Raw genomic sequence first — 19,027 nt, forward strand, 5'->3', positions numbered from 1 at the left:
ACTCCCCGTCCCTGGTGATGGCCCTGGTGATGACGACGGCGAAGGCCCCCGTCTCCCCGCGGAAGCCTTCGGGTGACGGTCCCCGCCGAACCACAGGCGCCGCAGGTGACGTATTGCGGTTGCTGCGCGGGACACCGGGAAATCTGGTGCCCGGACTGCTGCGGGTTCGCGGGCTGCGCCGGCTGTCGCCAGACGTACCGGGTTGCTTGTCCGGTCTGTGCGGGAGGCAGAAAGTCACCGATTCGGTGGTGAAGCATGGAAGAACGGCCGTGGTCCGCTCCTCGTGAGGGGCGGACCACGGCCGTTCCCGTCTCCTCAAGCAAGCGTCTCCGCGTCGATGCGCGAAAAGATCAGGTCGGTCTCCCCGACGACCGGCCCGCGCAACCGAACCGGAGCGATCGGGGCATCGCGGAGCGCTGCGACGTAGCTCTCCGGGGTGTAGCTGTTGGCCATCCGATACGCGTGGTATCCGCGATCGAAGAACGTCTTCAGCAACTCATCTGCTGAGTCGCCGAGTTGAGCGACCCGGTCGGGTGTGACCTCCACCGTGATCTCGCAGTCCGTCCGGAGCCTGTCGAGCATGGGTGCCATGCCGCGCACAACGCTCCCTTCGGCACCTTCCACGTCGATTTTGATGACTCGGGCCTTCTCGATCTCGTCGGCCGCGAGCAGTTCAGGAAGAGGGGCAGCGTCGATGTCGAAGGAGGACTCCGCCGCCCCGTCGTACGGAACGATGCTGTTCGCGCCCATGTTGGCCGAGCTGGCGAGGACGAAGGTCAGCTTCTTGTGCTCGTCCGCGACTGCCCCGTTGATGGTTCGCACATTGGCACGGTGATTGAGCCGCACGTGCTGTGACAGTCGATGGTGGAAGGTGCTGGACGCCTCAATCGCGACCACTCGGCCCGCGTTGCCCACGAGACCTGACGCCAGAACGCTGTAGTACCCGATGTTCGCGCCCACATCGATGAAGGTGTCCCCGGGCGTCAACCGCCCCTGGAGCCAACGCGTCATGTTCGGTTCCCACACCCCGAACAGGTACAGGTACCGCTGGATCAGGTCCTGCGTGTCCACAGCGAACCGTGCCCCGAACCGGGACTGAACGACTCGGCGTCGAGAGTGCTCCTTCAGCCGGCCGTTCAGGTACCGGCTTACACGAGAGGTATCGCCCAGCGTTCCGGGCGCATAGCGGACGTAGCCCCGGCCGAGGCTGAGGAAAGCGTCGCGTGCGTGGGCCGTCACCTGGCCGGCCTCCGCACTCATGAGGCCGGGTACGTCCATCGCAGGTATGACAGCTCGCGGGCCCTGGCCTCGACCACAGCCATTCGGGCGTCGCGTTCGGCCGGATCTGTGTGCGCTGCCTGGCTGGTCGCCTGCCCGGGCCACTTGCGGTACAGCAGACCGACGTCCGCGGTGAACCATCCCGAACTCACCGCGTTCAGTGCGAGCAGCAGCCCTGTGTCCTCCGAGGCGGGAAGCGCCATCCACCCGCCCAGGGCGACCACCAGCTCTCGCCGGGCGAAGAGCGTCGCCGGGTGGACCTGGGCCCGGTAGTTGTTCGCCTGCCAGAACTCCAGGACCTCACCGCGCTCGACCACGCCCGGTTCCGGGTCACCCGGGAAGCCGGCCGTGCTGCCGTCGGGCAGCAGGTCCAGGACCCGGGACGTCGCCCAGCCAACGGCCGGATCGGATTCCAGGACCACCAGGTCCCGTGCCAAGGCGCCCGGCGCGAGCTGGTCGTCGGCGTCCAGGACCTTGATGTACGCGCCGTCCGTGTGCGCGAGTGCCAGGGTCCGAGCAGTACCGGGTCCGCCGGGCCGGCCCTGCTTGAACGTCACGCGCGGGTCGTCCGGGACGTACGCGGCAACCTCGTCCCCCATGCCGTCCTGCTGGATCAGCCAGTGCCATTCCCAGTCGTCGGGCAACTCCTGGTCGCACAGGGACTTGTACGCGTCCGGCAGGAAGTGAGCGGACGGACCGTGGACTGCCGTGATGACGGTGATGCGCATACGCACCGCGCTCACCACCTTTCCAGGGGAGTGGTGAAGTGCATCTCGGTGCGGTCGCCGGGCAGCGTCACGTCGGACAGCTCGACCACGCGGTCCGACGTGTCGTACGAGGTCTTCCGCAGCACGAGGACCGAGGTCCCCGGGGGAAGCTCCAGTTCTTCCGCTTCCTCGGGGGTCGGCGGGCGAGCCGACACCCGCTCGTCGACGCGGCTCACTTCGATACCCACGGTGAAGAGCTGATTCTGCGTGCCTCCGGGCCACGGTTCGTTCGCCGCGTCCAGAAGATCGGGATTGGACTCCACCACGCCCCGGACGAGGTACGAGGTCACGAGGGTGAACGGCGCGCTCTCCGCCGCGTACCTCGTCCTGAAGGTGCGCACCAGCATCGGCGTGCCCTCGGGCACGCCGAACGCCTCGGCGATGTCCACGTCGGCCGTGCCCTCGTCGTACGACGCGTGGAAGACGAGATCGCTGACCTGCAGGCCGGTGTCGTGTTCCGTGGACCCCGTCTTCAGACGCTCGTCCGCGGACTCACGCGCCCGGTCCTTCTCCCACTGGTGACGCTCGTTCGTCCGCAGCACCTTCGTACGTGGGCTGCGGACGAAGTTCCCGCGCCCGTGCTGCTTCTCGATCAAGCCCTCTTCCTGGAGGAGCCGGAGCGCATCACGGATGGTCGGCAGGCTGCGGCGGTGATCCTCGACGAGTTGCGTCTCGGGCGGCAGCTTGTCCCCAGGTTTGAGCTCACCTGCGCGGATGGCTCGGCGGATCTCGTCCGCGATTCGCTCGTACGCCTTGGCCATGGGTGCTCACCGTTCCGTCGATCGTCCGAGCCAGCATACGACTCCTAAAGAGGTCTTGACGAGTGGAGAGACGTGCGCCATAGTTACGTCACTCCTAAAGAGGACTTGAGCACTTGAGGTCCTGAGGAGCAACGCCCGAGGGGTGCCGTGTGTGTGCGGTCAGCTCGGAAGCGTCTGTGCCTTGAGAACTGAACAGCGTGTCTGAACGAGTGCTTTTGATCTCCGGCACTCCCTGACCCCCGACGTCTGCTGTGTAAGGACGGCGCTCGGGACCAGGGAGGCCGGAGGTGATGACCACTCGTCCTCGGACGATCGGTCTTGTCGGAGCGGCCCTTCTCTCCCGAACGGAGACTCGATGCTTCTCGCGATCGGCGATGTGGTGCGCGACGCCAGCGATATGGCGCTGGGCACGGTCCTCGGCGTCGTTCCTGATCCGGACGGCCTCCGGGTCGCCGTCCACATACCGGGCCGTCCCGTGCGGCTCATCGACCCGTACGACGTTCAGCTCGTTGCCCGACGTGCCAGGTCGGCGACTCCGGCGCGCCGCGTCGTGGACCTGGCCGTCGTTCTCGTGGTCGGCCTCGCGGTTTTCGCCGCCGTCTCGTATGCGCAGGCGGCAGGTGCCGGCTGGCTCGTGACGCTGCTCTCCGGCCTCGGCGCCGTCACCGCGGTGACGGTGGTGGCCCGGTGGTGCGTACGGATGTCCGCGCCTCAGCGCTTCCGCGTCTGAAGGACGCGCGTTCCTCAGCCACTCAGATTCTGCAGCCGGCGACGGCGGTCGACGGGTCAAGGACACCTGCCGCCCCGGCTCTCCCATCCCAACCACCAGCGCTCAGGAGAGTTCTTATGCGCATGTACTCGGATGACTTCCGGGAGCTGTTCCTCGGTACCGCTGATGAGTCGGCCGACGACCGTGAGGTCCGGCTCGCGGTGGCCAACGAGGTGTTGGCTGAGCTGCTCGAAGAGGGCCGAGACGACGAGATCTCGTTCCTGAACGCCGTCTACGCGGCCCAGCTCAGTAGCCGTTCCGTTCAGCGGCTGACGCACATCGTGGCGGTGACCGCCGCGTGAGTCTCGGGCACTGGCAAGCTGCGGTGTCACCACTCAGCGTGGGCGAGAGGGCCCTGCTCGGTCTTGTTGTCCCCGCGGGCGTCGCGGTGGGAGGGCTCGGCCTCGTCGCCTCCTTCGACTCCGTGTCCTCCGCCGCAGTGCGGTGGGGATTCACCGACCCGTGGATGCTCCCGGTCGGCATCGACGCTGCGATCCCCGTCTTCACGGCGGCGAGTCTGCTGCTGGTCCGGGTCGGGATGCGGCTCGCTTGGGTCCGGTTCGTGCCGTGGGGACTGACCCTGATCACGTGCTGGCTCAACATCGCGGCGGGTGAGTCGGCCTCGGCGAAAGTCGCCCACGGGTCGATGCCCCTGCTGTGGGTCGGCCTCAGCGAGATCGCCGCTCATGTCTACGCGGTCCGTATCGGCGTCGCGACCGGCGCACGGATGGAACGCATCCGGCGCTCTCGCTGGCTGTTCGCGCCTCTCACCACACTCGCGCTCTGGCGCCGGATGGTGCTCTGGGAGACGACCGACTACCGCGAGGCCCTGGCCCTTGAGAAGCAACGGCTCATGGTGCGGGCGGAACTGCGCGAGAGCTACGGCCGAGCGTGGCGCCGCAAGGCCCCGCACCGCGATCTGGTGCTGCTCCGGCTCGGCGAGCTCGCCCCTGAGGGACACGTGCCGGCCGAAGAGGAAGCCAAAGAGCCCGGTGCACCGGCTGCGGCTGAGGAGCGCGCGCCGCGCGGCTATCGGCCGCGTATGACCTGGGAGGCGGCGCTGCTCAAGGCCCGCCAGGAGACTGCGGAATGGCCCGCTGAGCGCCTGGACGCCGACCCCATCCGCAAGGCGATCGGGTGCAGCCAACAGCGTTCGCGGCAGCTGCGTGACGCCCTCAGGGCCGAGCGCGACCAGCAGCACACTCCCCTCTGATCCTTCGCTCCCCACCGGGGCCCGGCCGCTGCTTTGGCGGGTAGGGCCGGGCCTCGGCACCCCTCCGGTACGACAACCCAGTACGGAAGGAACGGCCAGTGAAGCACGAGGACAACGGCGATCACGAACACGACTTGTTCGCGAGGCTGGAGAAGGAATTCGGCCCTGTCGAAGCAGGGGCGGATCACTCCCGACCGACCGAGTCGGCCGACCCGAACGAGACCATCATGGTCGACCCGGCAGCCGGAAAATCGGGCCCTGATCTGATGGATCGGGTACGCGGAGCGAAGCGTCGGGCGGTCATTCCCGCGTGGGCGACGTCTCGGGGCGAGTTCCTGAAGGCGGGCAAGGGGGTCGCCGCGTACGCCTGGCACGTCGCCGCGTACCACTCGATCCGAGCGCCGTGGTACGCCCTGCGGCTCACGCTCCAGATGCCCCGTGGTGCCTGCCAGTTCACCGGCGGTGCCCTGAGGTGGGCATTGGACGCCGAGGGTGAGCCGTTGCGTCAGTCGGCCGCCACGAACAACGACATCGAGGAGTACCTGAAGCTCTCGCGGCAGCGTGACCGCCGGGTGCGGTGGCGGGCAGTGGTCGCCGTTGGCGCATCGATCGCCGGAACCGGTACGAGCCTCGCCCTGTACGTCCTCGCACCGGATTGGCTGCTCGCACTGTGCGCGGCCGCGTCGACGCTCGCGCTGGGGCGGCTCGGTCAGCCGGCGGACGCTCCGGTCATCCACCGGGCCGTAGAGATCCCGAAGGCCACCAAGCTGACGAGTGACATCGTCCTTCGCGCCCTGGGATCGCTCGGCATCCCCGCCATCAACCAGGCGCAGGCGAAAGGCAATCCGGGCTTCGCCTTCACCGCGCCCATCACGCGGGACGGTCCGGGCTGGATGGCGGAGGGCGACCTGCCGTACGGAGTCACCGTCACGGACGTCATCGACCGGCGCGACCGGCTTGCTTCCGGGGTCCGGCGCCCGCTCGGGTGCGTCTGGCCCGAGGCCGTGCCCACCGAGCACACCGGGCGACTGCGCATGTGGGTCGGTGATCAGGACATGTCGCAGACCCGGCAGGAACCGTGGCCGCTCGCGAAGTCCGGCGGCGCTGACCTCTTCAAACCGGTGCTCTGGGGCACCGACCAGCGCGGCCGGTGGGTCGGCGTCACGCTCATGTTCATCGCGGGCATCATCGGCGCCATCCCGCGCATGGGCAAGACGTTCTTGCTGCGTCTGCTCCTGCTCATCGCGGCCCTGGACGTACGGGCGGAGCTCCACACGTACGACCTGAAGGGCACCGGCGACCTCGACTCGGTCGGCGACCGAGTCGCGTACCGGCACCGGGCCGGCGAGGAGGACCCGGACATCGAGTACGCCATCGCCGATCTTCGCGAACTGCAGGGCGAGTTGCGGCGCCGGGCGAAGGTGATCCGGTCGCTGCCACGGGACATCTGCCCGGAGTCGAAGGTGACCACCGAGCTCGCGTCGAAGCGCTCGCTCGGGCTCCACCCGATCGTGATCGGTGTCGACGAGTGCCAGGTGTGGTTCGAGCACCCGAAGTACGGCGGCGAGTTCAAGGAGATCTGCACGGACCTCGTGAAGCGCGGGCCGGCCACCGGGATCGTGCTACTGCTGGCCACCCAGCGTCCCGACAAGGACAGCATCCCGACATCGATCAGCGCGAACGCCTCAGCCCGCTGGTGCCTCAAGGTCATGGGCCAGGTCGAGAACGACATGGTCCTCGGGACGGGCGCCTACAAACGGGGCGTCCGGGCGAGCATGTTCGCCTGGGGCGACAAGGGCATCTCCTACTTCCTCGGAGAAGGATCGGACGCCCGGATCGTCCGCTCCGCGTTCATCAACGCGGTGGAGGCGGACCGCATCGCCCTCCGCGCACGTGCGCTCCGCGAGCATGCCGGGCTGCTCGCGGGTCACGCGCTCGGCGAGCAGCCGGAGACCACCGCGTCCGTCGGGTACGACCTGCTCGCCGATCTCCGAGCCGCCGTACCGGCCGAGAAACCGAAGCTCTGGAACGAAGCGATCGTGCCGCTGCTCGCCGAACTCCGACCCGAGGTCTACGGCGAGTGGACGCCAGAGCAGCTGACCGCGGCTCTCAAGCCGTACGGCATCCGCACCGTGCAGGTGTGGGGCACCACCGAGGACGGCAAAGGCGCCAACCGGCGCGGCATCCGGCGCTCCGACATCCTCAAGGCTGCTGCGGAACGTAACGGCGGAGCCGACGCGGCATAGCCGAGCACGCGCCGGAACCTAGCGGGAAGGCCCGCTAGGTCTAGCACCCGCGCTAGCAGCCCATACCCCATCTGACCAGGCCACTAGTCCCTAGCGGTCGCCACCTCGCATGCCCTGAATCCGGCCCTGGAAGGGGTTTCGTTGCCTCTCGTGCTCACCGCTGTAGCCGGACTGTTCCTCATCGCGCTCTGCTACGTCGCCCAGTGCTCCACCAGGCCCTACGGCACCTGTCGCAGGTGCCAGGGCTGGGGCTGCAAGATCCGCCAGACCCGCACCGGACGGCTCACTCGCGGCCGTCAGTGCCGACGCTGCTCGGGCTACGGCCGTCGGCTCCGCGTCGGGCGCCGCCTCTACAACTCCTTGTCCCACCTGCAGCACGAAGGCACCCGCTGACCGCTCCCGAAGGAGACCCGTCGTGTTCCTGACTATCTCCGCACTGGCGCTGCTGGGGCTGCTCCTGGCCCTGTTGCTGCGCTTCAAGTCCGTCGGCGCCGGCGCCGCGATCATCGCGGTGCTCTTCGGCTTCTACCTCGCCCGCACCGGGGCCGCCGCTTCGATCGACCAACTGATGTCCGCAGTCGGCAGCGCCGTGCACAGCATCGGCGGCTGACACACCCGAAGGAGTCCCACACATGTGTGAGCCGCAGACCGGCGCACCGCCGCGCATCTCGCTGATGGCATCCGGTGAACTCCGCGACGCCCTCGAAGCCATCGAGGACGGCCGAGGCCCGGCCGCCGTCGCCTCGCTGATGGCCATCGACCCCGAATCGTGGCGGGCGCTCGAACAACGGCTCGTCGCCGTGATCGGCACCGATCTCCGCGAACTCCTGCTGGCCGCAGCCAGCAGAGGAACCGGTGAGCAGCAACTCGCCTGACGCGCCTGGGTTACCTGCGGCCCCACCAATGCCCTGCCTCAGCGCGAGCCACTTCAGCGTCGTACTGGCCGGCGTCGAAGTGGAACTCCGGCGGGGGCGCGGCGGGATGCGCACCTTCCCACGGCACCTCCCAGTCCGACCACTGCACGACCTCCATGAATCGCTGCACGACAACGGACAGGAAACCGCAGCAATCGCCAGTGCACTCCGGTTCGCCCAGCTCCAGGCGGCGCCCCTCGCTGGTCGCCCGCAGGGGGCTGGGCCGGCCGGCAGGCAGTACGTCAGCCGCGAGCGGCCCGCGGCCTCCCTCGTGCACGGCCCCCGCGACCACATCCTCGCCGTTCACCCAGAACCGCACCTGGGCAGCGAACCGTGCGCCCCGCGGCAACAGCGTGATCTCCAAACGATCGAACACCGGACCACCCTACGAGCCGGGCGAACGCGGGCCGGGGCCCGGACAGTCGGCCGAATCGACCACTTCACTTCAGAGGGGACGAGACCAATGCCCACAACCACAGTCGCTTGGTTCGACAGCCTGACGGCAGGAGTGCAGGCGCTCGGCGCCGCCGCCCGCGAATACCGGACCGCCGCGCAGAGCGCCCGCAACGCCGCTTGGCACACGGACCCGGCTCGGTTGCGACCGGTCAGCGGCTCGGCGACCGTGCCCGGCAGCAACCACGCCATCCGACCGCACGACGACGCCCTTTGGCGGCTCACGGAGCTCTACGCCACGCTCCGGAGCAGCGCGGACGAGCTGTACGAGAACGCCGCCCAGGCGTACGCGTACGGTGCGGCCGAAGCGATCCGTGCCGTCCTGGACGGGGACCATCCACCCTTCGTCGAGTTCGGTCGCAGGGACGGGCGGTACGTCCTTCCGAACCACCCGCTCCCCGACCTCGGCGCCGCGCTGGACAGGTGGCCGGGCAGCGCCGATCTCGACGGGTTCCGTCGGCGCGTGGCCGAGCAGCAAGCGGCCCGCAGCACGGAGCGGGAGTACACGTTCTTCGAGGACCTGGCCGACCGCGAGAGCGCCGAGATCGCCGAGGCTCGTCGAGTGGCCGCAGGGCTGGCGGACAGCGCGTACACGTACGGCGAGGCAGCGAAAAGCGCCCTGCACTTCACGCTGCTCGCGGAGCCGCACGTGAACGGCGGCACCCAGCCTCAGTGAATGCACCCGGGGCAGCGGCCGACGGGTCAAGGACGCCCGCAGCCCCGGTCTCTCCCATCCCAACCACGGAATCAGGAGGTGCCCTCAGCATGCACCACACCCGACGTCGTACCCGCGCCCTTGCCGCCCTGGCGACTGAGTGCGGGACCAGCCGCCGGACGAACGGCATCTCGGGCGCCTGCAGCGCCATGGCCTGCTCACGGACGGACGTACGGTGACCAGCGACTTCCCCGAAGACGGCGACCACGCGCCACCGAACGACCCGAGCGCCGAACAGGCAGCGCTCGGCGCCATGCTGCTCTCACGGCCGGCGGTCGCCGAAGTCAGTGCGGCGCTCTCCACCGAGGACTACTACCGCCCCGCGCACGCCACCATCCACGGGGCGATCATCGCGATGCACGCGGCCGGCCTGCCGGTCGACCCGATCACGGTCGCCGCGCGCCTCCGGGCGACCAATGACCTGAGCCGCATCGGCGGCGCGACGTACCTGCACGCGCTTGTACAGGCCACGCCCACCGCGGCGAACGGCACGTACTACGCCGAGATCGTCGCGGACCTGGCCAGGCAGCGCCGCCTCATCGAGACCGGCACCCGTCTCATCGCCCACACCCGCCAGGGCACCTCCCAAGCCGAGCGCATCGCCTCACAGGCCGCTGCCGAGCTCGCGGCGATCAGCACGTCCGACCGCTGGCCGGACCCGATCCCCCTCGGTACCCACGGAGCCCTTCCCCTCTTCCCCGTGGACACCCTGACGCCATGGGTAGCCGAACAGGTCGCCGCTGTCGCCGAGTTCACCCAGACACCACCGGACCTGGCGGCCACCATGGCGCTTGCGGCACTCTCCACGGCAGCCGGCGGAAGGGTGCACGTCGAGATCCGGCCCGGCTGGCGCGAGCAGTCGAACCTCTACCTCGTGTGCGCGATGCCCCCGGCATCACGCAAGTCCGACGTCTTCGCCTTCATGACGGAGCCCGTCTACGACCTCGAACGGGAGCTCCAAGAGGGCTCAAGGGCACAGATCATCGAGGCCGAGACAATCAAGGAGGCGGCTCTCGCCGAGGCCGAAGCCCTGATGGCCAAAGCGCGTAAGCCAGGCGACGGGATCGACCGCACCGTCATCGTCGCCGAGGCATCCGCCGCGCGGCTGCTCGCCGAGGACATCCACGTTCCGCCGAAGCCGCGCCTCACGGTCTCCGGCGACATCACCCCGGAACCCCTCGCCCAGCAGCTCGCCATCCACCGATGCCTTGCCGCGCTCTCTCCTGAGGGCGACCTGTTCGACATCATCGCGGGCCGCTACAGCGCGAAGCCCAACCTCGGCGTCTTCCTCCAGGCCCACAAAGGCGAACGCCTCCAGACCGACCGCATCACCCGTGAACAGCCCAGCGTCGACAAGCCCGCGCTCACCATCGGCGTCACACCCCAGCCGGCCGTGCTCCAAGACCTCGCGAGTACGCCGGGCGCCCGCGACCGCGGCCTGTTGGCCCGCTTCCTCTACGCGCTCCCGGCATCCAACCTCGGCTACCGCAAGACCCGTACGGCGCCCGTGCCCGAAGCTGTGGCCCAGCGCTACCACGGCCGCCTCTCCACTCTCCTGAGCACGCTCTACGCGCTGCCCGAGCCGGTCACCATCCCCCTGACAGCCACAGCGGACCGGGCCGTCGAAGCCCTTCAGGATCAACTCGAAACAGCGCTGCGGCCGGAACAACCGCTCGCCCACCTCCCCGACTGGGCAGGAAAGTTGGTCGGACACACAGCCAGGGTCGCGCTGCTCCTCCACCTCTCCGACCGGATCGCCGGCCCGCGCTGGGGCGAGCCGGTGGAAGAGGACACGATCAATCGGGCCGCAGACATCACGGCGTACTACACCCAACACGCCCTGGCCGTCTTCGACTTGATCGCCAGCGACCCGGCCACGGACGCCGCGCAGACCATCCTCGAATGGCTCGCGCGCCCAAAGACGGACGGCACGTACCGCACGGCCATCAAGCGCCGCGACGCGGTCGCGGCCTCCCGACGCTTCCGCACCGTCGCCCAGCTCGAACCGGCGCTCTCGTTGCTCGAAGCGCACGGCTACCTGCGAGCCGACACCCCAGCACGAACCGGCCGAGCAGGGCAGCCGGCGACCGCCACGTACCGGGTTCACCCCTCGCTGCACTGCGGTGCGGATGCCCGCTGACCGTCAGCGACGTCAGCAGAACTCCCCGAACAGCAAGAACACCGGCGAACGCACTGCCAGCAGATGTCAGCAACGTCAGCACAACCGCGCCGATGCGCTGACGTTGCTGACGCTTGCTGACGATCGTCAGCAAGCCATAACAGCAGGTCAAGCGATTCCGCTGACACTGCTGACGCTTCACAACCGCCCCACAGACGAGAGCAGCCATTGCACCCAAGGGGGACGACCACCGTGCGCCGTGAACCTCACCTCAAGCTCAATGACCTGCTGGCCGAGCTCGACATGTCCCGCGCTGCTTTCTACCGCATGCGCGCTCGGGGACAGGCCCCGAAGTGCATCAAGCTCCCCAACGGACAACTCCGCTTTCGCCGTTCCGACTTCGAGGCCTGGCTCAACGACCACGAGGAGGCATTCACGTGCTGACCTTCGACGTACGCATCTACGCCATCGAGGCACGCCCAGACCGTCGCAAGCCGTACCGCGTGCGGTGGAGCGTGGCCGGCCAGAAGTTCTCCAAGAGCTACGCGCTCAAGCCTCAGGCCGACGGACGCCGCTCAGAGCTGATGGCGGCCCTTCGCCGCGGAGAACAGTTCGACTCGGAGGAAGGGCTTCCCACCTCCGAACTCCGGGAGCTCAATGCGGTCACCTGGTACGAGCACGCACGGCAGTACGCGGCCATGAAGTGGCCACGGGCTGCCGCCAAGCACCGGGCGAGCATTGCCGACGCCCTGGCCACGGTGACGCCCGCTTTCGTTTCAGTGGACGTGCGCGGCTACTCGAAGCCGCGTGTTCTCCGCAGGGCCCTCTACGCCTGGGCCTTCCGCATGGTCCTACGCGAGGACGGCGCCATCGTCTCGCGCCTGGACGCCGAGGAAGCGCCCCCCGAGGTTGCTCACGCGTTGGCCTGGATCGCGAAGCACTCCCTGTCGATCAACGAGGCAGCCAAGCCCGCCCATGTACGCAAGGCCCTCGGCGCCCTCTCGGTCACACTTCACGGAAAGAGCGCCGCCGAGAACACGGCCCGTCGCAAGCGGATGATCCTCAACAACGCTTTCGTGTACGCGATCGAACGCGAGCACCTGGACGCCAACCCGTTGAAGCGCGTGGACTGGCAGGCTCCGGCGACGGACGACGAGGTTGATTTCAGGTACGTGCCCGGTCCCCAGCTCGCAGCGTCGCTGATCGCGGCCGTCCGAGCCCAGGGCGCCCGCGGCGAGCACCTGGAGGCGTTCTTCGGTTGCGTCTACTACGCGGCCATGCGCCCCGGGGAGATCGCCGCGCTCAACGCCTCTGACTGCGTACTCCCGGCGGGAGAGGATTTGTGGGGCGAACTGATCCTGGCCGAGAGCCACCCAGAGGTGGCAGCCGGCTGGACCGACACCGGCACCCCGTACGAAAAGCGCGGCCTCAAGCGCCGAGCCCGCAAGACGACCCGTTCAGTACCCATCCCGCCGCCCCTGGTCGGACTGCTGAAGGAGCACAGGAAGCGCTACGGCGTAGCCACCGACGGCCGTCTTTTCCGCGCGGCGCGCGGTGGCCGCGTCCGCAGCACCGAGTACTGCGAGATCTGGAAGGAGGCTCGCACCAACGCCCTATCAGAAGAGGACGCCCGCACGCCCCTCGCGGCAGTCCCCTACTCCCTCAGGCACGCCGGAATCTCGCTATGGATCAAGGCAGGCGTCGAGCCGCCGGAGGTGGCCCGCCGAGCCGGCCACAGCCTGGCCGTGATGTACCGCGTCTACGCCAAGATCCTCCGAGGTCACCAGTCCCACGCCAACCAGCTGATCTCCGCGGCGCTGTTGGTAAGCGACAGCGATCCGACATAGGAAGTGCTCACCTCGATCTGTTGCAGACGATGTCTGCGGTTCGACGCCAGACCCTGGTCAGGCCACGTTCTCGCGGGAAACCGGTGTGAGAGGGTGCGATCTCTGCCTTGTAAGCCTGGCGCCGGGCGCTGATACGTCCTCGCCGGTCACCCGCCATCTGAGGCGCTGGGCCTGTCAAGACAGCACTTGCACCACTGTGCGCCCCAGTTGACCGTGGCTGACCGCTCGATCTGGCACGGATCTGGCACGCCGACACCTGCCTTGTAAGCCTGGCGTGGACCGCAAGACCGGTCGGGACTGATCCGCATGTATACGAGGGCACCCAGGCCGCCTGGCACACCTCTGCCGCCACGTAACCCACTCGACCGCGGCTGACCGCTCGATCTGGCACGCTTGCCCCTCATTACCCGCCGCCTGGCTCACTGCCCCGCAAGTTACCCCAAACAGCTACCAACTTGGATTGCTCTCCTGCACTATGAGTGTCAGGTCATCGGCTGCCGCCCCCACCAGTCAGCCTGCTGCTGCGCCTAGCAGATGATCCGCGTCGGATCGCGCACCACTCAGCAAAGCTAGAAAACCGAACGACAGGGGGCACAGTGCCGCTCATATTTCATTTCCTCAACGTCGGGCACGGCGACTGCACTTTCATTGAATTTCCGAGCGGGCGTCTGATGATGGTCGACATCAACAACAGCAAGTCTCTGCCAGAAGACGACCTCGAAGCGCTAGCAGAGAACAAGGGGATCTCGCAGTACGCATTCAAGCACATGGCGACCCAAGATTCTCGATCATGGGAACAGTATTATGAGTCTCTACTGGTCGACCCATACGAATACTATTCAGCAAATTTTCCTGGCCAATCCGTATTTCGATATATTCAGACGCATCCAGACATGGATCACATGAGCGGCCTTCATAGATTCTTCTGGCAAGAGCGCGTCGAGCTTCAAAATTTTTGGGACACCGCACACAAGAAAGAGCTCGAAGAGGATAGCTTCGCGAAGAGCAGGTTCGCTTACGTGGACTGGGCCGTCTACAACTGCCTGCGCCTGGGATTTGGGCCAGAAGACGCAAATGGCCAGTCGAGTAGTCACAAAGTAATCAAGCCAGAGAGGGGGGATACGGCCTCGTTCTGGAAGGAGGATGGCATACAGGTACTTTCTCCAACAGCAGAGCTTGTATCTGCATGCAATGAGACGGAGGACTATAACGATTGCTCCTACGTAGTCAAGATCAGCCACGCGGGTCGCCACGTCATCCTTCCCGGGGATGCGGAAAAGGCATCCTGGAACTCGATTCTTTCCCACTACCCCAAGGAAGACTTGCAGTGCGACATCCTTAAGGCATCTCACCACGGGAGGATGAGTGGATATCACGAAGAAGCTGTCGAAGCCATGGGGCCGGACACTGTCATCTGTTCCGTTGGCAAGAAGCCATCGACGGACGCATCAAGCGAGTACGCAAGGGTCGCCAATCGTGTACTTTCAACGCGCTATAACGGTTCCATGAAAGTCAAGATTTGGGATGATGGAGACATTTGGATCTACAATCATTCCGGCGATCGCATCGCTACGATCGAATCGTGAGGCCTCTGTTTCGTGACCGGATCTAACCTCAGCAACATATTCGACGGATACACTCGCCGGGCGCGCCTTGCACCAGCCTTTATCGCTACCCTGCCAGTGTCATTGACTTGCATTGCTGTGATTCCGAATTTTGCTAACTGGCATAAGTTGTGGCTTTTGGTGCTCGCAACCGGGGCGATCGGACTAATCGACCAGATCGTCAGGGAACGGGGTCGCAAAATACAGTCAACACTGTGGGAGTCCTGGGGCGGCCCTCCTGCAACGCAGGCATTGCGTCATAGGGACTCCACGAATTCCAAACTTCTTGCACGCAGGCATCAACAAATAGCATTGCTGTTGGGCGAAGAAATGCCGTCCCGGAGACAAGAAGTCAGAAGTCCCAGCAAGGCTGATCAGGCATACGAAATGGCCGTGCGGTACTTGATCTCGCGAACGAGGGACACCGCAACCTTTCGTCTGATCTTCCTTGAGAATTGCCAATATGGATTCAGGCGCAACATGCTCGGCATGCGTACAGTGGGCCTGTCCATATCTGTTTCTGCCTGTATTGCAACCCTAGGATTCGCTATCGGGTCCTTTTATGGGCTACCTATTTGGCGGGTAGGTTTCTCCCTGGTCGCCGCGGCCAGCCTAATACTGACACTGATCTGGTGGCGGGTTGTCAACCCAGATTGGGTCCGATCCGCAGCCCGCGACTACGCAGAACGACTACTCGATAGCCTCGACGTCCTTCTCCCTATCGAGACTCAGCAAGCGCAGGCTGGAGACTCACAGACTTAGTGGCCAGTAAACGGTGCCGTTCCATGCTGCCGATTATCTGTGCTCGGGTTCTATCGAATGGTCGGCGGAGTTGAAGTTCGTGCCATCTTTCCGCATCAGCTGTCGCCCGAGAAGAGCTTGGTCCAACACGGCAGTGGACGGCACCGAAGGCCCAGAGCGAATGCACGAAACCAGGAGGTCTCGCAACAGATGCCAGGAGGCTTTCAGCGTTTCCGCGAGTTTCGCATCTTCCATTTTCGCCCCATGGACAGCCTTTGAGCGGAGCCCATAGAGACGTTTGAATCTCGCCTGAGTTTCAATCCTTTTTTCGATTTCGTCTTCGATCAGGATTGCCGCATACATGGACAGCCGGAAGCTGAGTTCATTGTGCACATCGAACAGTGACTCAATGCCAGACCAAATACGCGCTACCGCAGTTCGCGAATCCTTTAGGAATGGAGCGTCTGCTGCCGCGTCGTAAGCCAGTCTATAGCTCGGCTGCTCGTACAAATCAAAATCCCTGGCGAGTCGCTCAGAAACCCAGTCCAGATCAGATTTCGTGATCACCTCCGCCGCTCCCCATAGCGGCATTCTGGCATCTTCGAGCGGCTGCATAAAGACGTCACCCGAGTGTGCCGCTAGTTGACCCCATGGCGTATCTGAGAAAGAAACAGCGTTGATCAGACAGCCAGACTTCAGTCGAAGAAGGGAAATCACACGGTATGCCAAGTTGAGCGCACTCTGAGGGGTGTCCGCGATGCTCTTGGCAATGTATAACTCATGCCTAATTGTGCGAGATAAGTGATCCAGCTGGGTGAAGGTGCGTCGACAATGTGGTGTGAGCGCACGCGCCAGGGAGCCTATATCAGGGATGTTGGTAACTGGGGTGATGCTAAATAGCGGCTTCCCATCCAAAGGGAATGAGGATATAGACTCCTCTGCGTTTTCATCCGCTAGAGTGCAGCCCGAAATTCCAATGAAGTATCCCTGCCGAAGATTCTGTTCCAGCTGCCTCTTAGCCTCGTCCTCGATCACCTGCAAGTGTGCTACTTGCTTCCGAAGGCGGCCAGCGGCCTCACGCAGTTCGTCGGATGGGTGCGGCGGTGTCCAAAGCTCGCTGTTGTCGCTCAAGTCCCCCCTTGGCCATGTTCCTGAACAAAAGGTACCGTGCGCGGCGTGGCCACATTCGTCAGCCGACCGCCCATCCCGGCTCCCATCCCGTCCGCCTTCGACCCACACACCGTGGAGCGGGCGTGGTTCAGGGCGTCAAGGTGGAGCGCGCCACTGTACGAACGACCTTGACGCCCTGGGCCGCGACTGCTCGGCTCTGCCTGGGTCGAAGGTGGTCGGGATGGGAGTCCACAACGCTCACCACGAACCGGCCGGCACTCGCGAACGGTGCCCCGCCCATCCCGGAGTCTGAGCGCCCCCGCCGGAGGCATCGTCTTGAAGCCGCGGGCTTGGTTCTCGTCTCATGCCCTCCGGGCCTATCCAGTCGTGGGCGCGCGTCGGCGGCGGCAGCGCCGAGCGGGCCGAAGGCAGGAGCGCGGGCGCCGCCAGAGCCGGGAAGCGCGCCCGGCGGAGCGGAGCGCAGCCGGGTGCCTTGATGAAGTAGAGAAACCTGTAACAGCTCCCAAATCCAGGCTCAACGCTCAGCCAGCAGGCAAGGCACCCTGGTCATCGTGGGGTCACACGTAGGTCGCAACCACCGGCCGCGCGTGGCGTCGGCTTTGGGCGCGGCCGTCAGCCGGTACGACGGCCGGTCGTAGGCGTGGGTGTACGTCCGCGTCCGGCCTCGTTGCTGTCAAGCATGGACGCCAAGTGGTCCCACGCACACGGCTTGGGAGGGATGGACACCGATGGCAGATCCTGGGCGGCATACTGCAACTGCCGCGCGATAAGTTTTTCAAGTGGGCAGAAAACCGCAGCGCAGAGGCAGCTTTCTATGACATGCTCATCCGTTCGCCTGACGGCGGGCTCTGCTTCTGCTTCACAGACTGTTTCTGCGCCGAGAGGTCTTTTATGTCCGTTGCACACGCCCCCTTGCATCATGCCGCCGCCAGCCTTGTCGCCGCAGTACTGGAGGTGCTGGCTGGGACCGGAGAAGAGCCACACTTTGTAATTCAGCGGGACTTTCGCTCCTGGAAGCGGTCGCAACAAGAGGTCTTTCTAAGTAACGAGCATGAACTGTGGCAGCAGCCCGTCGAGTTCGCTTCCAGTGACTGGTGGTGTAACTTCCCGGAGTATCAGGCCCTTCGCATGGTTATTCAGGACCACGAAGCGCTCCGCACTCGCCTGGATACTTTGGTCGGATACCCCTCCAGCCTCGTCCGCCGCCAACTCGACACCGTCCTCGTTCAGTATCTGCTCACTCCCATGGTGATAGCGACCCGAGCTTACCGTTTTGACCTCGATGCCTTCGAAGCTGCTTATGCTGTCGTGGAGGATGGGCTGCTTATCGAGACGGTGCGCCTAGTCGAGTACGTTCCTTTGCTCGGGTTCGAAATATCCTCGTCTCTAGCGGGCACGCCCCTTCCAGACGGGTTGACCATAAGACCGATGAGCGATGCGGAATTGTCCGAGGCCGTGCGGGTAATGGGTATCCCCATCAGCCAGTTCACGAGCACTAACTCCTTCACGCTTTCGCGATTCCATCAAAACGCTCTGGTCCTCGAACGTCTCCTTCCCGTGCACAGCGGTAATGATCAGCACCCAGACGCCGCAGTGCCCTCACCGTTCACCAACGCCTCTCGGCACATGCTTACCGCCCTGCGTCTTGTGTGTGGCGGTTCGGTCGCATACGGCCGCCCGATGCACTTACAGAACCAGGACGACTTCGACGCACAGCTGTATGCCTCTGCAGTCCTCACTGAGGTCCAGCACCCTGCAGAGGATCGTCCTACCCTTCTCGTTGACCCCGCCAAGGTAAATGACCTTCACGAGGTGTACGCGCTTCTGAGTGACCCGCGTATTCTGGACATGCGATTCCTTCAAAACGCCCTGCGGCGCCTAGTCATGGCTGGGAGTCGAGTATTGTCCGAGGATCGTCTAATCGATTTGTGCATCACCGCCGAGTCCCTGTTCATTCACCACTCCGGGCTCCCCAACACAAAGAACAAGCAGGATCGCCTCGTTGCCGGAGCGAAGGCGCTTCTGAGTTGCGACACCGAACTGCATGCCGCGGACCTCCACATCGAGCGACTGATCCGGGATGCATACCGGTCTCGCAATACCGAGATGCACGGCGATGTAGTAGGCACCAGAAGCTTTCACCTCCTCGACGGCTCCACGACCCACGATCTACGCGATCTGGTCGGAGACTTCGAGCGCCTGCTGCGCCGCACCGCTCACCTCTTCCTGATCCGGGCTACCGCTCCCGGACATGGACTGAGCGCACCGTTAGGTGTAGGTGCGTGACCACGCCTTGATGAGGATCCGGAGGAAACGCATCTACCGACGCCCGGTCGTGTGAGCACCGCTTTAGGAGCGAGCTTGGGTGCGACACTGCCTGACTTTCGAATCATGGACTTGGGCGTCCGCTGGCTGTGGGCGCCGCTCTTGGCCGCAGTTTCCCGTGGACCCCCGACAGATCTGGCGCGA

The 19,027-nt window shown here is 65.4% G+C and carries 18 protein-coding genes; 13 read left to right on the forward strand and 5 right to left on the reverse strand.

Translation table 11 applies throughout. The features are described 5' to 3' along the window. Positions 1 to 315: 315 nt before the first annotated feature. Genes OG310_RS17290 through OG310_RS17300 form a run of 3 tightly spaced genes read right to left on the reverse strand, consistent with a single transcriptional unit; the run spans position 316 to position 2,806 of the window. Positions 316 to 1,278, reverse strand: a complete 963-nt coding sequence (locus tag OG310_RS17290) for an FkbM family methyltransferase (RefSeq protein ID WP_329456772.1) — start codon at positions 1,276 to 1,278, stop codon at positions 316 to 318. Continuing rightward, the gene (locus OG310_RS17295; protein WP_329460223.1) at positions 1,257 to 2,006 is read right to left on the reverse strand and encodes a glycosyltransferase family 2 protein; all 750 of its coding nucleotides are present in this window, start codon (positions 2,004 to 2,006) and stop codon (positions 1,257 to 1,259) included. Before OG310_RS17295 ends, OG310_RS17290 begins: the two co-directional genes overlap by 22 nt. Before the next feature lie 11 nt (positions 2,007 to 2,017). Further along, positions 2,018 to 2,806, reverse strand: coding sequence for a GntR family transcriptional regulator (locus OG310_RS17300; protein WP_329456773.1), 789 nt, complete (start codon positions 2,804 to 2,806; stop codon positions 2,018 to 2,020). A 355-nt stretch (positions 2,807 to 3,161) separates the two neighbouring features. On the opposite strand from OG310_RS17300, the gene OG310_RS17305 reads away from it, so the two are divergent. The 7 genes from OG310_RS17305 to OG310_RS17335 all read left to right on the forward strand — a co-directional run bounded on the left by OG310_RS17305 (position 3,162) and on the right by OG310_RS17335 (position 7,909). Further along, positions 3,162 to 3,536, forward strand: a complete 375-nt coding sequence (locus tag OG310_RS17305; protein WP_329456774.1) for a hypothetical protein — start codon at positions 3,162 to 3,164, stop codon at positions 3,534 to 3,536. Between the two features lie 116 nt (positions 3,537 to 3,652). Beyond that, positions 3,653 to 3,877, forward strand: coding sequence for a hypothetical protein (locus OG310_RS17310; protein WP_329456775.1), 225 nt, complete (start codon positions 3,653 to 3,655; stop codon positions 3,875 to 3,877). A gap of 23 nt (positions 3,878 to 3,900) precedes the next feature. Further along, a complete protein-coding gene (locus tag OG310_RS17315; RefSeq protein WP_329456776.1) occupies positions 3,901 to 4,788 on the forward strand; it encodes a DUF2637 domain-containing protein in 888 nt (295 codons plus the stop codon). Positions 4,789 to 4,886: 98 nt separating this feature from the next. Continuing rightward, complete coding sequence (locus tag OG310_RS17320; protein ID WP_329456777.1) at positions 4,887 to 7,034, forward strand: cell division protein FtsK; 2,148 nt, start codon at positions 4,887 to 4,889, stop codon at positions 7,032 to 7,034. A 150-nt stretch (positions 7,035 to 7,184) separates the two neighbouring features. Then, entirely contained in the window at positions 7,185 to 7,427 is a 243-nt protein-coding gene (locus OG310_RS17325; RefSeq protein WP_329456778.1) for a hypothetical protein, read from the forward strand. 22 nt (positions 7,428 to 7,449) lie between these two features. Then, positions 7,450 to 7,644: a hypothetical protein gene (locus tag OG310_RS17330; protein WP_329456779.1), complete on the forward strand. Its 195-nt coding sequence runs from the start codon at positions 7,450 to 7,452 to the stop codon at positions 7,642 to 7,644. A gap of 22 nt (positions 7,645 to 7,666) precedes the next feature. Further along, positions 7,667 to 7,909, forward strand: coding sequence for a hypothetical protein (locus OG310_RS17335; protein WP_329456780.1), 243 nt, complete (start codon positions 7,667 to 7,669; stop codon positions 7,907 to 7,909). A 10-nt stretch (positions 7,910 to 7,919) separates the two neighbouring features. Here the strand turns inward: OG310_RS17335 and OG310_RS17340 are convergent, their stop codons facing one another. Beyond that, the gene (locus OG310_RS17340; protein WP_329456781.1) at positions 7,920 to 8,324 is read right to left on the reverse strand and encodes a hypothetical protein; all 405 of its coding nucleotides are present in this window, start codon (positions 8,322 to 8,324) and stop codon (positions 7,920 to 7,922) included. A gap of 87 nt (positions 8,325 to 8,411) precedes the next feature. Between OG310_RS17340 and OG310_RS17345 the strand changes: the two genes are divergently transcribed. The 5 genes from OG310_RS17345 to OG310_RS17365 all read left to right on the forward strand — a co-directional run bounded on the left by OG310_RS17345 (position 8,412) and on the right by OG310_RS17365 (position 14,668). Beyond that, positions 8,412 to 9,077 (forward strand): hypothetical protein, encoded by a 666-nt coding sequence (locus OG310_RS17345; RefSeq protein WP_329456782.1) that lies wholly within the window; start codon positions 8,412 to 8,414, stop codon positions 9,075 to 9,077. 214 nt (positions 9,078 to 9,291) lie between these two features. After that, positions 9,292 to 11,256 (forward strand): DUF3987 domain-containing protein, encoded by a 1,965-nt coding sequence (locus tag OG310_RS17350; RefSeq protein WP_329456783.1) that lies wholly within the window; start codon positions 9,292 to 9,294, stop codon positions 11,254 to 11,256. Positions 11,257 to 11,487: 231 nt separating this feature from the next. Next, positions 11,488 to 11,679: a helix-turn-helix transcriptional regulator gene (locus OG310_RS17355; RefSeq protein ID WP_329456784.1), complete on the forward strand. Its 192-nt coding sequence runs from the start codon at positions 11,488 to 11,490 to the stop codon at positions 11,677 to 11,679. Then, positions 11,673 to 13,082, forward strand: coding sequence for a tyrosine-type recombinase/integrase (locus tag OG310_RS17360; RefSeq protein WP_329456785.1), 1,410 nt, complete (start codon positions 11,673 to 11,675; stop codon positions 13,080 to 13,082). The genes OG310_RS17355 and OG310_RS17360 overlap by 7 nt, the downstream gene beginning before the upstream one ends. Before the next feature lie 596 nt (positions 13,083 to 13,678). Next, positions 13,679 to 14,668, forward strand: coding sequence for a ComEC/Rec2 family competence protein (locus tag OG310_RS17365; RefSeq protein ID WP_329456786.1), 990 nt, complete (start codon positions 13,679 to 13,681; stop codon positions 14,666 to 14,668). An 813-nt stretch (positions 14,669 to 15,481) separates the two neighbouring features. Here OG310_RS17365 and OG310_RS17370 read toward each other — a convergent pair. Then, a complete protein-coding gene (locus OG310_RS17370; RefSeq protein WP_329456787.1) occupies positions 15,482 to 16,558 on the reverse strand; it encodes a hypothetical protein in 1,077 nt (358 codons plus the stop codon). A 690-nt stretch (positions 16,559 to 17,248) separates the two neighbouring features. Between OG310_RS17370 and OG310_RS17375 the strand changes: the two genes are divergently transcribed. Then, complete coding sequence (locus OG310_RS17375) at positions 17,249 to 18,844, forward strand: hypothetical protein (RefSeq protein ID WP_329456788.1); 1,596 nt, start codon at positions 17,249 to 17,251, stop codon at positions 18,842 to 18,844. Positions 18,845 to 19,027 lie beyond the last annotated feature (183 nt).

It is taken from the genome of Streptomyces sp. NBC_01497 (assembly GCF_036250695.1).
In the GTDB taxonomy this organism is placed as follows: domain Bacteria; phylum Actinomycetota; class Actinomycetes; order Streptomycetales; family Streptomycetaceae; genus Streptomyces.

Coding starts and splice junctions, on each gene's coding strand:
- OG310_RS17290 (WP_329456772.1), bottom strand. CDS start 1,278: ATGGACGTACCCGGCCTCATGAGTGCGGAGGCCGGCCAGGTGACGGCC.
- OG310_RS17295 (WP_329460223.1), bottom strand. CDS start 2,006: ATGCGCATCACCGTCATCACGGCAGTCCACGGTCCGTCCGCTCACTTC.
- OG310_RS17300 (WP_329456773.1), bottom strand. CDS start 2,806: ATGGCCAAGGCGTACGAGCGAATCGCGGACGAGATCCGCCGAGCCATC.
- OG310_RS17305 (WP_329456774.1), top strand. CDS start 3,162: ATGCTTCTCGCGATCGGCGATGTGGTGCGCGACGCCAGCGATATGGCG.
- OG310_RS17310 (WP_329456775.1), top strand. CDS start 3,653: ATGCGCATGTACTCGGATGACTTCCGGGAGCTGTTCCTCGGTACCGCT.
- OG310_RS17335 (WP_329456780.1), top strand. CDS start 7,667: ATGTGTGAGCCGCAGACCGGCGCACCGCCGCGCATCTCGCTGATGGCA.
- OG310_RS17345 (WP_329456782.1), top strand. CDS start 8,412: ATGCCCACAACCACAGTCGCTTGGTTCGACAGCCTGACGGCAGGAGTG.